Annotated in this window: 13 protein-coding genes; 4 read left to right on the top strand and 9 right to left on the bottom strand. The window is 55.5% G+C overall.

Going from position 1 to position 14,282, the window contains the following annotated elements; all coding sequences use genetic code 11:
* Positions 1-74: 74 nt before the first annotated feature.
* Positions 75-902 carry a 2,5-didehydrogluconate reductase DkgA gene (dkgA, locus tag AC6I8T_RS17710; protein ID WP_021183437.1) on the bottom strand — a complete coding sequence of 276 codons (828 nt, stop codon included), beginning with the start codon at positions 900-902 and terminating at the stop codon, positions 75-77.
* A 204-nt stretch (positions 903-1,106) separates the two neighbouring features.
* Between dkgA and AC6I8T_RS17705 the strand changes: the two genes are divergently transcribed.
* Positions 1,107-2,033, top strand: a complete 927-nt coding sequence (locus AC6I8T_RS17705) for an AraC family transcriptional regulator (protein WP_497834192.1) — start codon at positions 1,107-1,109, stop codon at positions 2,031-2,033.
* Here AC6I8T_RS17705 and AC6I8T_RS17700 read toward each other — a convergent pair.
* From AC6I8T_RS17700 to AC6I8T_RS17680, 5 genes are all read right to left on the bottom strand, one after another.
* The gene (locus AC6I8T_RS17700) at positions 2,028-2,690 is read right to left on the bottom strand and encodes a DedA family protein (RefSeq protein ID WP_013510509.1); all 663 of its coding nucleotides are present in this window, start codon (positions 2,688-2,690) and stop codon (positions 2,028-2,030) included. The two genes, AC6I8T_RS17705 and AC6I8T_RS17700, sit on opposite strands and share 6 nt — an antisense overlap.
* A gap of 106 nt (positions 2,691-2,796) precedes the next feature.
* On the bottom strand, positions 2,797-3,987 hold the full coding sequence (gene metC, locus AC6I8T_RS17695) for a cystathionine beta-lyase (RefSeq protein WP_208723597.1): 1,191 nt from the start codon (positions 3,985-3,987) through the stop codon (positions 2,797-2,799).
* A gap of 184 nt (positions 3,988-4,171) precedes the next feature.
* On the bottom strand, positions 4,172-5,458 hold the full coding sequence (locus AC6I8T_RS17690) for a TRAP transporter large permease (protein WP_208723598.1): 1,287 nt from the start codon (positions 5,456-5,458) through the stop codon (positions 4,172-4,174).
* A 15-nt stretch (positions 5,459-5,473) separates the two neighbouring features.
* Positions 5,474-5,980 carry a TRAP transporter small permease gene (locus AC6I8T_RS17685; RefSeq protein ID WP_021183432.1) on the bottom strand — a complete coding sequence of 169 codons (507 nt, stop codon included), beginning with the start codon at positions 5,978-5,980 and terminating at the stop codon, positions 5,474-5,476.
* 46 nt (positions 5,981-6,026) lie between these two features.
* Entirely contained in the window at positions 6,027-7,004 is a 978-nt protein-coding gene (locus AC6I8T_RS17680; RefSeq protein WP_208723599.1) for a TRAP transporter substrate-binding protein, read from the bottom strand.
* Positions 7,005-7,347: 343 nt separating this feature from the next.
* Between AC6I8T_RS17680 and exbB the strand changes: the two genes are divergently transcribed.
* From exbB to AC6I8T_RS17665, 3 genes are all read left to right on the top strand, one after another.
* Positions 7,348-8,070, top strand: a complete 723-nt coding sequence (gene exbB, locus AC6I8T_RS17675; RefSeq protein ID WP_208725544.1) for a tol-pal system-associated acyl-CoA thioesterase — start codon at positions 7,348-7,350, stop codon at positions 8,068-8,070.
* Positions 8,071-8,075: 5 nt separating this feature from the next.
* Entirely contained in the window at positions 8,076-8,498 is a 423-nt protein-coding gene (gene exbD, locus AC6I8T_RS17670) for a TonB system transport protein ExbD (RefSeq protein ID WP_021183429.1), read from the top strand.
* Between the two features lie 244 nt (positions 8,499-8,742).
* Entirely contained in the window at positions 8,743-10,059 is a 1,317-nt protein-coding gene (locus AC6I8T_RS17665; protein WP_208723600.1) for an MFS transporter, read from the top strand.
* A gap of 100 nt (positions 10,060-10,159) precedes the next feature.
* On the opposite strand, the gene AC6I8T_RS17660 is transcribed toward AC6I8T_RS17665, so the two are convergent.
* From AC6I8T_RS17660 to AC6I8T_RS17650, 3 genes are read right to left on the bottom strand one after another with little or no spacing between them, the layout of a single operon-like run.
* Positions 10,160-11,137 carry a Csu type fimbrial protein gene (locus tag AC6I8T_RS17660; RefSeq protein WP_208723601.1) on the bottom strand — a complete coding sequence of 326 codons (978 nt, stop codon included), beginning with the start codon at positions 11,135-11,137 and terminating at the stop codon, positions 10,160-10,162.
* Positions 11,134-13,572, bottom strand: coding sequence for a fimbria/pilus outer membrane usher protein (locus AC6I8T_RS17655; RefSeq protein ID WP_497834191.1), 2,439 nt, complete (start codon positions 13,570-13,572; stop codon positions 11,134-11,136). The genes AC6I8T_RS17660 and AC6I8T_RS17655 overlap by 4 nt, the downstream gene beginning before the upstream one ends.
* Positions 13,572-14,261, bottom strand: a complete 690-nt coding sequence (locus tag AC6I8T_RS17650; protein ID WP_021183425.1) for a fimbrial biogenesis chaperone — start codon at positions 14,259-14,261, stop codon at positions 13,572-13,574. The genes AC6I8T_RS17655 and AC6I8T_RS17650 overlap by 1 nt, the downstream gene beginning before the upstream one ends.
* Positions 14,262-14,282: the final 21 nt, after the last annotated feature.

Below are 14,282 nucleotides of genomic sequence, written 5' to 3'. Positions count from 1 at the left end.
ATTGAGAGGTGCACGGGTACTTCCTCCCTCTCCCGCTTGCGGGAGAGGGCCGGGGTGAGGGCAATAGCTCGCACCTAACCGCCAAATTTCTCCGGATCTGGTCCCAACCGCTTACCAATATCCAGCGTGGTGATCTCACTGATCTCCGGTTTCTCCAACCGGAAATCAAACACCTTAAAGTTCTCCTCAATACGCGCCGGCGTCACAGACTTCGGAATCACCACCAATCCGCTGTCCAGATGCCAGCGAATAACGATTTGCGCCGGAGTTTTGCCATATTTCTTCGCAAGGCTTTTGATCACTTCCTGATCAAACACCCCCTGGCCACCTTGCGCCAGCGGACTCCAGGATTCAGTCTGGATTTGGTGCAGGGCATTCCACGCGTGCAGGGTGCGCTGCTGCAACATCGGGTGCAGTTCTATCTGGTTTACCACCGGGGAAACCCCGGTCTCATCCATCAGACGTTTCAGATGTGCTTCGTTGAAATTACACACCCCAATACTTTTGGTCAGACCCTGTTGCTGCAACTTAATCATCTGTTCCCAGGCACTCAGGTACAGATCTTTAAACGGACAGGGCCAGTGCATCAGGTAAAGATCCACCTGATCCAGTTTGAGTTTTTCAAGGCTGGTTTCCAGCGCCTGCTGCGCATTTTTCTGGTCATCATTCCACAGCTTGGTGGTGACGAAAACCTGTTCGCGAGGCACGTCCGTCTCCTGCAACGCCTGACCAATCGCCTCCTCGTTTTTGTAGGCGGAAGCCGTATCGATAGAGCGATAGCCCACCTCCAGCGCTTTTAATACCGCTTTGCGTGCTTCATCAATACTTGCCTGCCAGACACCCAGCCCGAGCTGCGGCATCATATTGCCGTCGTGCAGTTTAATCAGTGGTTGGTCTGCCATAGTTGCTCCTTATTTGTCGCAGTGACTCACCGGAAACACTGAGGTTAAGTCTAGTCAACAAACCTTAGCCTCGGGTTCATTGTGGCAACTCTGCGGCATTTTTGTGCTGTCTGTTTCTGCCGGAATCTTGCCTGATTCTCCAGCAAGCTGGAGCTTTCGCCCGAGGTGCGGCAAACTGCCTTTTTTGCTGCGAGAGACTATGCCATGCCTTATGACACGCTTTGCCGTCAGCTTGCCCGTCAGGTGATTGCGCTGATGAAGCCTGGTAGCCAGCCGCTATGTCAGCTGGATAACGTGCGATTGATCTACGCCGACGAGCCGTTGCCGCGCACGCCGATGATGTATCAGCCCGGCATTGTCATTCTGTTTCAGGGGCGTAAAACCGGCTATCTCGGCAGCACGGTGTTCCATTATGACGCCACCAAATACCTGATGCTCACCGTGCCGCTGCCAGTGGAGTGTGAAACCGAAGCTACGCCAGAAGAGCCGCTGGCGGGGATGTGTCTGACGGTCGATAACGCCAGCCTACAGGATTTGTTGATGGAGATTGGCGACGATCAGGATTTTCAGCCGCAGCCGCAAACCTCTGGCATTCATTCCGCTTTTCTCAGTGAAGAGATGCTGTGCGCCGCTGAGCGTCTGCTGGATGTGATGCGGATACCGCGTGACGCGCGTGTGCTCGGGCCGCAAATCGTGCGGGAAATTATCTACTACGTGCTGACCGGGCCTTGTGGCGGTGCGCTGTTATCATTGATCAGCCGCCAGACGCAATTTAGCCAGATCGCCCGTGCGTTGCGCCGTATCGAAAGTCATTTTAGTGAAAACCTTAGCGTGGAGACGCTGGCGGCAGAGGTAAACATGAGCGTATCGGCGTTCCACCACAACTTTAAAGCCGTAACGCAAACCTCGCCGTTGCAGTATCTGAAACGCTATCGCCTGCATCAGGCGCGCCTGTTGATGTTACAGGATGGGATGCGTGCCAGTGCCGCGGCGGTACGCGTCGGTTATGAAAGCCCTTCGCAATTTTCACGCGAGTTTAAGCGCTATTTCGGCGTCACGCCGGGAGAGGAGGCAAGCCGCGTGCGTCAGACGGTGTTTGAGTCCACCGCCGACGCCGCGCAGCTTCTATGACGCCTTCGGGCGTCTTTTTTTCCAGATCACCAGAATGCTGCCCGCCAGCCCGACGAACAACAAAACTACCGGCAGCAGCATCAGAATCGCCATCACCTGATCTTCATGGCGTTTGATAAACGGCACCTGGCTGATGCCATAGCCGAACGCCACCACAATGCATACCCACAGCCAGCCGCTCAGCCAGTTAAAAAACTGAAAACGACCGTTCTGCAAACCGGAAATGCCTGCCATGGTTGGCAGCAGGGTACGCACAAACGCCAGAAAGCGACCCACCAGCAGCGCCATCAACCCGTGGCGGTTAAACAACTGCCAGGCGCGTTGGTGATATTGGGCTGGCAGGTGCATCAGCCAGCTTTTGACAATTTTGGTGTTGCCCAGCCAGCGTCCCTGAAGATAGCTCAGCCAGCAGCCAAGGCTGGCCGCGGTGGTCAAAATCAGCATGGTCGGGACAAAGTCCATCACACCTTTGGCAACCATCGCCCCAGCCAGCAGCAGCAAGCTGTCGCCCGGCAGAAAAGACGCTGGCAATAAACCGTTTTCGAGAAACAGCGTCACAAACATCACACCGTAGACAATCCACACCACATCCGGATTGGCCAGCGCGGCAAAATCCTGATGCCAGAGCGCCTGGACAATCTCATGTAAAACACCCATCTGCTATTCCATCAAGTCACAAGGATTTTATTTTAACGGCCTGCGTAGCAGCAGACGTTGATCTCTGCCACGCGGCATCAGGCTTGTTGAGGCTTTGTTGAAGATTTTAGCGTTTCAGGCGCTCAAACCCGGCTTGCAGATCCTCAATCAGGTCGGCAACGTGTTCCAGACCAATATGTAGCCGCACCAGCGTACCGGTAAAATCGACGCCACCTGCCGGGCGAATCTCAGCCAGCTCTTCCGGTTGATTGGCGAGGATCAGCGACTCATAACCGCCCCAGGAGTAGGCCATGCTGAAGTGGTGGAAACCGTCGAGATAGTGCGCCAGCTGCTCGCTGCTCAGCTTCTCATGCAGGATGAAGGAAAACAGGCCGCTACTGCCGGTAAAATCTCGCTGCCAGAATTCATGCCCCTTGCACTGCGCCAGCGCCGGATGGTTAACGCGCGCCACTTCCGGGCGAGCGGCCAGCCACTCCGCCACCTGTAAACCACTCTCTTCATGCTGGCGCAGACGCGTACCCAGCGTGCGCAGACCACGGCTCGCCATATAGGCGGTATCGGCGTCCACCATCTGGCCCATCAGGTAGGAATTTTCACGCAGTTGATCCCAGCAGCGGGCGTTAGCGACGGCAGTGCCGATCATCGCATCGCTGTGACCGATCAGGTATTTGGTCCCGGCCTGGATCGAAATATCGACGCCATGCTCCAGAGCGTTAAACAAAACGCCCGCCGCCCAGGTATTATCGAGCATGATGATGGCATCAGGGGCTTTGCTGCGCACTGCGGCGACAATCGCCGGGATGTCCTGCACTTCCATAGTGATGGATGCCGGGGATTCCAGAAACACCACGCGAGTATTGGGTTGCACCAACGCGCTGATTTCGCTGCCAATGCAGTGATCAAAAAAGGTGGTGGTGACCTGAAGTTTGCTGAGGATTTTGGTACAGAAGTCCTGAGTCGGTTCGTAGACCGCGCCACTCATCAGTACATGATCGCCAGCGGCGACAAACGAAAGAATAGCGTTGGCAACCGCAGCAGCACCACAAGGATAGAGCACGCAACCGGCACCGCCTTCCAGTTCGGTCATCGCATCCTGGAGGGAAAAGTGTGTCAGGGTGCCACGACGGCCATAAAACAGTTCGCCTTTCGCCCGCCCGGCGGTGGCGCGTTTTTTATCGGCGACGGTGTCAAACACCAGCGATGAGGCACGCTGAATCACGCTGTTGACTGAACCCTGAGTGTAACGTTTGCTGCGTCCCGCGCTGACCAGCGTGGTGTCTATTTTTTTCGTTGCCATCACTGCCTTTCCTGCCGCATTTCACAAAACCACCACGTTAACACGAATCGGTCCTGTGCGTTGCCCCTGATTACGGAATATCAGACAGTCACCTTCATTGGACGAAGCGTGATCCGTAGCGGCGCGATTTATCGCGCGATGTGGAAAAACCTGCGCGATAAATCGCGCCGCTACGGGCCTACCTTTACATCACCCCCATGATATGTGGCAGCCACAGCGACAGCGCCGGGACATACGTGATTAACATCAACACCAGAAACAGCATGCAGTAGAACGGCAGCATCGCGCCGACCACCTGTTCAATCTTCTGTTTACTGACCGCACTGGCAACGAACAACACGGTGCCGACAGGTGGCGTGATCAGGCCGATACCGAGATTGGTCATCATGATCATGCCGAAATGCACCGGATCCACGCCGAGTGAGGTAGCGACAGGCAGCAGCACAGGCGTCAGGATCAGGATGATCGGTGCCATATCCATCAGCGTACCGATCACCAGCAGCAGCACGTTAATACACATCAGGATCACGTACTTGTTGTCCGACAGGCTGGTAAAGGCTTCGGTAATCGCGGTGGGCAGTTGCATAAAGGTCATCACCGCGCCAAAACCGGCTGCGAAGGCAATCAACACCATCACGATGGTGACGGTTTTGATGGTGCGAAACAGCAGGATGTGCAACTGGCTCCACTTAAAGTCACGATAGATAAACATGGTGACGAAGAATGCCCACAGGCAGGCAATGGCCGCAGATTCCGAGGCGGTGAAAATCCCGGACAGAATGCCGCCGAGAATAATGACGATGGTGAACAACCCCCAGAAGGCATCAAAGAAGATCTTCAGCGCCTGGCGAAACGGGATCGCTTCACCTTTGGGATACCCACGTTTGCGCGCAAATCCCAGACACATCACCATCAGACATGCTCCGAGCAGCAGACCGGGAAAAATACCGGCGACAAACAACGAGGAAATGGTCACCACGCCGCCCGTTGCCAGCGAATAAATCACCGAGTTATGGCTGGGTGGCGTCAGTACCGCCTGCACCGAACCGCTGGCGGTCACCGCCGCCGCAAAATCGCGTGGATAACCTTTCTCCTCCATTTGCGGGATCATTACCGAGCCTATCGAGGCGGTATCCGCCACGGAAGAACCGGAAATTGCACCGAAAAACGTCGATGCGACGATATTCACCAGCGATAAGCCGCCACGAATAAAGCCGACGAAGATATAGGCAAAATTCACCAGGCGTCGGGCGATCCCGCCTTCAGCCATGATTGCGCCTGCCAGAATAAAGAACGGGATGGTGAGTAACGAAAACTTATTGATGCCGTTGGTCACCTGAATCACCACCGCTTCAAGCGGCAGGTCAATCCACCAGGCACCGATAAAGGCGCTAAACCCGACCGCGAAAGCAACCGGAAAGCCGACCAACAGCAACAGAATCAGACTGCCAATCAGGATGAATGCGTCCATCACGATGCTCCGAGGTTAGTGGGTGCCGCCAAGCGTGACGATTGGGCGCTGGCTCTGGTCGCCATTCAGCAGACGTTCCAGGGCAAACAGTAGGGTAAAAACGGTGCCAATCGGGATCGGTAAATACATTTCGCCATAGGTGACATTGGGCAGTGAGGCCAGCGGCTGAATCCACATCGCGGCACACAGGTTGTAGCTGGCGCGGAACAGCACCACACATAAGGCGATTAACAGCAGGTTACACAACAGCAGCGCCCATTTTTGGCCGCCAGGTGACAAGCGATCGGTCAACATAGAGACACAAATATGGGTGCCGGCCCGCAGGCCGACCGGCGCGCCGACAAAGGTAAAAATGATCATACAGATAATGGCTACCGGCTCTGGCCATGAGAGCGCGCTGTTCAATACATAGCGCGCAAAGATGCCGACGGGAATGACCGCTACCATGATCATCAACGCTGCCGCCGCCACCCACATGCACAGCAGGTACAACCGATCCATCCACCGGGAATATGCGTTCATAATTGGATCCTGAGTGAAACGCCACGCCTGCGCGCGGCGTGGGGGGTTATTTCACCTCGGCGATCTGTGTCATCAGATCCTGATACTTGCCGCCAAACTGATCGCGTACCGGTTGGGTAGCTTTGACAAAGTAGTCGCGATCGATCTGTTGGAAGGTGACGCCTCCGGCCTTCATTTTCTCAATCGATTGCTGGGTGTAGCTGGCCCACAACTGACGTTCCTCATCCTGAGCTTCTTTGCCCAGCTTCTTCAGTAACGCCTGATCGTCAGCAGAGAGGCGATCCCACGCCGGTTTGGAGAACAGGATCATCTCTGGCTGAATAAAGTGGCCGGTGAGGGTGTAGTACTTCGCTACGGGCAGGTAGTTATGGGCGACAAAGGTCGGTGGGTTATTCTCAGTGCCGTCCACCACGCCGGTTTGCATGGCGCTAAACACTTCGCTGACGCCCATCGCTACCGGGTTAGCGCCCATTGCTTTTAGCGTGGCAAGCGAGATGGCGCTGTTCTGCACGCGGATCTTCATACCTTGCAGATCTTCAGGCTTAGTCAGCGGCTTTTTGGTGATCATGTTGCGCGTCCCGGCATCGGTCCAGCCGAGAAACACCATGCGGGTGTTGGGATCTTTATTGAATTTATCGACGATCTGCTCACCTACGCTACCATCCAGCACTTTGTGCATATGATCTTCATCGCGGAAGATAAAGGGCAGGGTAAGCACGCTGGTTTCCGGCGCGATGGTGGTCACCGGGGCCAACGAAACGCGGATCATATCAATCGCGCCCAGTTGAACCTGTTGTAAGGTTTGATCTTCATCGCCAAGCACGCCACCGGCATACACCTTCATCTCCAGACGACCATCGGTGGCCTGTTTCAGTTTCTCCCCCATATGCTCCAGCGCGACCACGGTGGGATAACCGGCGGGCTGCACTTCCGCCACCTTAAGGACTTTGGCCTGCGCATTACAGGCCAGCAGGGCGATCATGGAGGACAACGAAACTGCGAGTAGTCTTTTTTTCAGCGTCATTTTTTGCTCCAGCAAGAGGTAGCGAAATCGGACAGTGCAACGGCACCGTTAAAAGGCAGGGCTGGCTCAGAATAATGAAAATCGTGTGGTGAAAAAGTGGGCAGATGTTGATTGAATGAAATGCATCACATTTTGAAACGATGTTTTAATAATTTTATACGGTGCGTCACATTTATAAAACCTGCTCACAATCGAAAGAAACTGTGGTGGAAAAACGCACTTTTCGTTTGTAAATAGTAATGAGAACTACTATCAATTCGGCCCGCTAATTTGTTATGATCCGGCGCTCGATCGTGAACTATGCAATTGAAGTTGGAGATGCAGCGTGGTAGCCAGTGATTTGATGCAGACGGATCTCTCCGTTTGGGGCATGTATCATCATGCCGATATCGTGGTAAAGGTGGTCATGATTGGCCTGTTGATGGCCTCTGTGGTCACCTGGGCAATCTTCTTTGGTAAGTTTGCTGAGTTGAGTTCAGCCAAGCGCCGACTGAAACGCGAACATCTCGCCCTGAGTGATGCGCGTTCATTAGATGACGCCTCCAGCACTGCCGCCAGCTTCAAGGGTAACAGCCACAGCGCCGTGTTACTTAACGATGCACAGAACGAGCTGGAACTTTCAGCCGGTGTCGAAGACACCGATGGTATTAAAGAGCGTACCAGCTTCCGTCTGGAACGCCGTGTTGCCGCTTTCAGCCGTCATGCTGGCCGCGGTAACGGTTTCCTCGCCACCATTGGTTCGGTTGCTCCGTTTATCGGCCTGTTCGGTACGGTATGGGGCATCATGAACAGCTTTATCGGCATCGCACAGACGCAAACCACCAACCTCGCGGTGGTCGCTCCTGGGATTGCGGAAGCGCTGCTGGCGACCGCGATTGGTCTGGTCGCTGCAATCCCTGCCGTGGTCATCTACAACGTATTTGCCCGTATGATTGCCAGCTACAAAGCGTCGCTCGGTGATGTGGCGGCGCAGGTGCTGCTGCTGCAAAGCCGTGACCTTGACCTGGGAAACGTGACTAACGAAGTGGCTCGTCCGGCTGCCGCACAGAAACTGCGCGTAGGGTAATTGCGATGGCGATGCGTTTAAACGACGACCTGGAAAGCGATGGCGAAATGCATGAAATCAACGTGACGCCGTTTATCGACGTGATGTTGGTTCTGCTGATCATCTTTATGGTGGCCGCGCCGCTGGCAACCGTGGATGTTCGCGTCAATCTGCCCGCTTCCACCAGTGCGCCGCAGCCGCGTCCGGAAAAACCGGTTTATTTGTCGATTAAAGAAGATAACCAGGTTTATATCGGCAACGATCAGGTCACCAAAGAGACGCTGGTCAATGCGCTGACGGCGCAGACGGAAGGCAATAAAGAAACCACTATCTTCTTCCAGGCTGACAAATCAGTAAGTTATGAAACCCTGATGTCGGTGATGGACCAACTTCGTGAAGCCGGATATCTGAAGATTGGCTTGATGGGTATGGAAACGGTGAAGAAGTAGTTTCACTGAAAGTTATGAGGGCGCCCTAATGGGCGCCCTTTTTGTTATGGGCGTAATGGACGACCAAAAAGGAAAACCACGAATCAGGCGGATTAACGGGCAATTATCCTGCGGATCAACTTTGTTAATGTTTGGTTACGTATAACCCTGCTTTTGTAAAGTGCAATGGTGAATTGGATCACATTCATCAGGGAGACGTCACGATAAAAGGGACATCCCCGCATGGAAGACACTGGAAAATCCTATGAGCTCACCTTCTTCTTTACAAAAGTCATCGCAGAGCGGTGCCAGAACTATCTTTAGCGTAACCAGCGGCAACTTCCTTGAAATGTACGATTTCATGGTGTTTGGTTATTACGCGACCGCGATTGCAAAAACCTTTTTCCCCGGTGATAACCCGTTTGCGTCATTAATGCTGACGCTGATGACCTTTGGCGCAGGCTTCCTGATGCGTCCGTTAGGGGCGATTGTGCTCGGTGCCTACATTGACCATCATGGCCGCCGCAAAGGCTTGCTGGTCACCCTCGGTATTATGGCGCTGGGTACGCTGACGATTGCGGTGGTGCCAGGCTATGCCACCCTTGGGGCGGCAGCACCGGTGTTGATTCTTATTGGTCGTTTGTTGCAGGGTTTTTCCGCCGGTGTTGAATTGGGCGGCGTGTCTGTGTATCTGGCTGAGGTGGCCCCGAAAGGGCGTAAAGGCTTCTACGTTAGCTGGCAATCTGGCAGCCAGCAGGTGGCGGTTATCTTCGCGGCGCTGCTGGGACTGGGCCTGAACCACCTGTTGGAAAAAGAGGCGGTGACTGACTGGGGCTGGCGTATTCCGTTCGTCATTGGCTGTCTGATCGTACCGTTTCTGTTCTGGATTCGCCGTATGCTGGAGGAGACTGAAGCCTTCAGTCAGCGTAAACATCATCCGACCATGCGTCAGATTATGCGCTCGGTGGGACAGAACTGGGCGCTGGTGTTAGCCGGTATGCTGATGGTGGTCACCACCACGGTGATGTTCTATATGATCACCGCATTTACCCCCACATTCGGCAAAACCGTGCTGATGATGAGCGATAAAGATAGCTTTCTGGTAACGCTGTTTGTCGGTCTTTCCAACCTGTTCTGGTTGCCGGTGATGGGCTCGTTGTCCGACCGGATTGGTCGCCGTCCGTTGCTGATAACCTTTACCATCCTGATGATCCTCACGGCCTGGCCGGTGCTGCACTGGCTGGTCGGATCGCCGACCTTCGCCCATCTGGTGGTGGCTGAACTCTGGTTATCCTTCCTCTACGCCAGCTACAACGGGGCGATGGTGGTCTATCTGGCGGAAATCATGCCAGCCGAGGTACGCGCATCCGGTTTCTCGCTGGCTTATAGCCTGGCAACCGCGCTGTTTGGCGGCTTTACCCCGGCTGTCTCCAGCTATCTGATTCACGCCACGGGTGACAAAGCGATGCCAGGCGTATGGCTGTCGTTCGCGGCGGTGTGCGGTTTGATCGGCACATTGCTGATAGGCCGGATGGTGAAGCAGTATCGCACGCGCCACAGCACTGCGGCGGTAAATGCTTGATTATAATCCAGTCGTAGCGGCGCGATTTATCGCGCGTCTTTTTGCCAGAGGTTGCTTTTGCTAAAAAACAGCGCAATAAATTGCGCCGCTACGGAAAAATCTAAAACGACAAATCCACCACCACATTATCCGTGTAATTACCCGCAGCCGGGGTATTTTGCGTGGTCAGAATCTGCGCGGTATAGGTATAGCCGCGTGTCAGGCCATCGGCGCTGACGGTCGTTGAGGTGCTGCTGCTCCAGCGGTCCGTACCGGTGGGTCCCCAGCGTGTGGTGGTGGTGGTTCCCTGGTAGATGTCATAGCTTAACCGGTTGGTGCCACTCGCCATATTCCGCACGCCATTCGCCGCATAGCTGCCATTACTCAGGCCCACGGTATAGGTGCTGCCTTTGCTGCATACCACGCTAATGGTCTGCTGCACGGTGGAAAAGCTGCTGACCAGTGGCGCGCTGCCAAAACTGACGTTAGGTGCAGTGATGGTGGTGCAATCATTCGATATCACCACCGTCACGGTAATCGGAATGGTGCCGGTTCCGGTCTGCGGTGTCAGACAAAGTCCACCCACGCCAAGGCTGGTGCAAATGTTATAGGTGACGTACAGGTTGAGCGTCGCCGTATAGGTACCTGCCGCCACCGTCTGCCCCGTCACCGTTTTCAGATACACCGGCAAGGCAAAGTTCAGGCTGCCGAACAGACCGGCAAGGTTCGCCAGCACCGCTTGTGAAAAGGTATAGGTCGCCCCCCCCACTGTCAGCTCAGTGGCGCAGGCGCTGTCCATACACAGGCGCAGCGGAATGTTATCGCTGCCGGTATCGCCGCTGCGTTTCAGGGTGCCACGCGTGCCATTGACGTTGGACGCGCTGGCAAGCTGAAAGGTAATTTGGTTGGTTCCTAATAAGGTCAGGGCTGAACCTGCGCCACAGTTCACGTTTGCGGTGGTTGAGGTGGAACTGATGGTCGAATTGACCACAAAGGTGGTGACCGAGCCAAAACTGGCGGTTGATGCAGGTAGGCTACAGGCGGCTTGTACCAGACCTGGTAACAGTAACAACGTCAGCAGGAGCAGCATTTTTTTCATGGTGATATGCCTGTTGTAGAGTTTTCGCTATTGGGTAGCGCAGCGCCAGGTGGCGGCGGTGGCAACGCGCAGGTGAGCGGGCCATAGGTTTTCAGCGCCAGCGGCTGACCATTGGCGATCGTGAGTTCAGTGCGACAACTACGACCATCCGGCGTGGTGACCTGGATAGGATTGCTGGCCTCCAGGTTCTCCATCCAGGTAATCCCATCCCAGCCGACATACTCGGTTGCCTGCCCGGCACGTAGCACCTGGCTGGAGACGGGGAGCGGTTTTCCGTTGCTGTCATGCAGAATGACGCTGGCAGAACGCAGTTTCTCTACCGGGAAATTAAGCAGATAGCCGCTCTGGCGCTTCACGGCGAAACGCTGTTCGACACGCGGTGATGTCATATCCGCAGGCAAGTCCAGCGTATCGATATCGTATTTCGCGGCGTAGTAGCTGCTAATCGACGGAACCAGCAGATAACCTTCTTTATCGGTGCGTCCCATTGATTGGTTTTCGTAGCGGATGTTGACGTCGGGATAGTTGGTTTTCACCAGCACAAAGGCGTCGTTGATCTGATTGGCGACAAACAGGCGGTTATCCATCAGCACCAGCGCGCCGCTGAAATCTGCCCACTGGGTGATGTTATCGTCGTCGCCATAAAAGCCCGCCGACGTATCCACTTTGTTGTTGCGGTAGCGCAGGCTCCCCTGGCGATAATCGCCGCTGTTGCCGCCCTGATTAGCCCAGGAAGCATCCCACGAATAACCGCCGTCGCTCGGCATGGCGCGTGACAGGTAAATGCGTTGGTTGTTTTCTCCCTGCTGGTCGCGTTCCATACTGACCGAAGCACTGCCTTGTTCGCCAAACGGGATCACCAGCGAGATGGCTCCGCTCCATTCCCCTTGCTGTTGATCGCGGCTGGCGGAAATATACAGGCTGCTGTTACCCCAAAGATTTTTGCTCCACGACAGGTTCCACAGGCGTGTACGTTCGCCATCGCCGCTGTTGATATCGAGGTACGCCAGTCCGAGGCTCCCGTATTGATTCATCGACACGCTGGCGGTGTATTGCGCACTGCGACGTGCCAGCGAATAAGAGGTGTCCTCCGAGTCACTGCGATTGCCTACCAGCGCCAGATTGCCAAAATCCACGGTCCGCAGCGTGTGTTGCGTGCCAAGGCTGAGCCAACTGTTGTTGTACTGATAACCCCAGCTATATTGCGTGCCGGGTTTACCGCTCATCTGGCTCTGCGCCAGCGCGCCATTGATCACTCCCCAACTGCCGAGTTTCACCTGACCGCCAGCACCGCCCATCGCGACCTCATCACTGCCTTCGGCGTGAGTTTCCAGCGTCAGCCAGTCAGTCAGACCGTAGCGATATGAACCGCTGGCCGCGGCTGCGCCGTAGTCGAAGTTTTTGATGCCGTAATTTTCACGCATCGCCCCGGCGGAAAATGAGTAGTCGGACAAGCCTTGTCTCAGCAGATTGCTGGAAACGTAAAACGGCAGCGTGGTGGTGACCTGACGGCCCACCGCGTCGGTGGTGGTGATCACCGCATCGCCAGCACCGTTGACAAAGGGGACATTGGTGAGTGACCAGGGGCCGGGTTGAACGTTGGCCTGGCTGGAACGATAGCCATTAATAAACAGATCAACGGTGGACGGCACCGCCGCCTGGCCGGAAAACTGTGGCAACGGGTAAGTGACCAGGTCCGGACGCACGCTGAAGTCACGGCCAATCTGCACGCCGCCGAGACGCACGCTGTTGCTCCAGGAGAGAGAATCGGTGATGAGATCCCCGGCGCGCCAGCTGACTATCGCTTCCTCGTTTTCGTTACTCCACCAGGTGTCATAACGGATATAACCCTGCTGCTGCTGCGGAGCGCTGCCCTCCAGTTGCTGCTGCCACACGCCGTTGCTGGAGAATTGTCCGGCAGCACCAAATAAGCGCAACTCATTCCAGGTCGCGAGACGCGTGCCGCTATGATCGGTGCGGGTGGCGTAGAAGTCGTAATTGAGCAGCGCTCCCGTGCTGCTACGACCGGGATAGCGCGGGCCATTGTGCGACTGACCAATCACCTGGCCCGGTAACCAGGCCGGGGGAACGGTCAGCAGCAGGCGTTGACGTTGGTTGTCATAATCCACTTTGACGCTGTTCAGCTGGTTAACATTGATCTGCTGGCCCTGCAACTTGTCTGCCGGGATCCCGGCGCGTTCCAAATCGCCGCGCCGCAGCCAAAAATCCCCGTTCTTTTGTTCAACCGGGACGATATTGCCTTGTTCTCCCTGATTGATGATCAGCTCCAGCATGTATTGCTGTCCCGCCGCGTTATTTTGCAGGGCAGGAGGAGGCGGCAGCTCGGAGAACGTCTCCGCGCTACTTATCAGGGGGATCAGACAGCACAGGGCGCTGGTCACCGCCAGCGCGCAGGGATGTGGCGAAAATCGCATTAGCGCAGAGCAGCGCTACGCCAGTGGCCTTTATTCATCTCGGCCTCCAGTTCGCCGCTCACGCTGCTGTTAAGCGGCCAGCGATTGCTGCTGTTTGCCAGAACGTAGCCGAACAGACCGTCACCCAGCTTGCGCCCGCCAATCGTGACATTGCTCAGGCGCGCATGGCCGTTGCCGTGATTGGTCAACAGCAGCCAGCGCCTGCCCCCGCTGTTCTCCACCTGCCAGCTCAGGTCGGGTTTGGCACTTTCGACAGTCAGACCGCTGCCATACACAAACAGAGGCACCGAGTAGCGCATCTGGAAAGTGAGCCCAGCCTGATTGGCACCGGGACTCCGTGGCGTAGGGATTTCATCCAGTACCACGCGATAGGCCATCTCCTGACCGGCAGCAGGCGGGGTTTGCTTGATTAAGCGCACCAGCTGTTTCTGCCCCGGCTCGACGCGGACCAGTGGCGGGCTGGCGACCACCTCAGTCTGGGTCTGATATTGTTCACGTTGATTTACCTGCTGCCAGGCGAAAATCCGTACCTGCATTAAGGTGGTCGCATCGCCACGGTTCTCCAGCCAAAGCTCACTGGCTTTGTCGTCGGGATTGATGGCGGGATCAATCGGCCAGATCATCAACGAGTTAGCAGCATGGCTGAGAGCGCTGAACGTGAGCAGCCATATCAGCAGCAGGTTTTTCATGTGTTATTCCTTCTTTGTTGT

Source organism: Pantoea sp. X-Soil-OKNW-556, assembly GCF_059730695.1.
This window is presented reverse-complemented; position numbering and strand designations above follow the sequence as displayed.

Bases quoted from the DNA above. Each gene is read 5' to 3' on its own strand.
- dkgA (WP_021183437.1), bottom strand. From the start codon at position 902: ATGGCAGACCAACCACTGATTAAACTGCACGACGGCAATATGATGCCG.
- AC6I8T_RS17680 (WP_208723599.1), bottom strand. From the start codon at position 7,004: ATGACGCTGAAAAAAAGACTACTCGCAGTTTCGTTGTCCTCCATGATC.
- AC6I8T_RS17660 (WP_208723601.1), bottom strand. From the start codon at position 11,137: ATGAAAAAAATGCTGCTCCTGCTGACGTTGTTACTGTTACCAGGTCTG.
- metC (WP_208723597.1), bottom strand. From the start codon at position 3,987: ATGGCAACGAAAAAAATAGACACCACGCTGGTCAGCGCGGGACGCAGC.
- AC6I8T_RS17665 (WP_208723600.1), top strand. From the start codon at position 8,743: ATGAGCTCACCTTCTTCTTTACAAAAGTCATCGCAGAGCGGTGCCAGA.
- AC6I8T_RS17685 (WP_021183432.1), bottom strand. From the start codon at position 5,980: ATGAACGCATATTCCCGGTGGATGGATCGGTTGTACCTGCTGTGCATG.
- AC6I8T_RS17700 (WP_013510509.1), bottom strand. From the start codon at position 2,690: ATGGGTGTTTTACATGAGATTGTCCAGGCGCTCTGGCATCAGGATTTT.
- AC6I8T_RS17690 (WP_208723598.1), bottom strand. From the start codon at position 5,458: ATGGACGCATTCATCCTGATTGGCAGTCTGATTCTGTTGCTGTTGGTC.
- exbB (WP_208725544.1), top strand. From the start codon at position 7,348: ATGCAGACGGATCTCTCCGTTTGGGGCATGTATCATCATGCCGATATC.
- AC6I8T_RS17705 (WP_497834192.1), top strand. From the start codon at position 1,107: ATGCCTTATGACACGCTTTGCCGTCAGCTTGCCCGTCAGGTGATTGCG.
- AC6I8T_RS17650 (WP_021183425.1), bottom strand. From the start codon at position 14,261: ATGAAAAACCTGCTGCTGATATGGCTGCTCACGTTCAGCGCTCTCAGC.
- AC6I8T_RS17655 (WP_497834191.1), bottom strand. From the start codon at position 13,572: ATGCGATTTTCGCCACATCCCTGCGCGCTGGCGGTGACCAGCGCCCTG.
- exbD (WP_021183429.1), top strand. From the start codon at position 8,076: ATGGCGATGCGTTTAAACGACGACCTGGAAAGCGATGGCGAAATGCAT.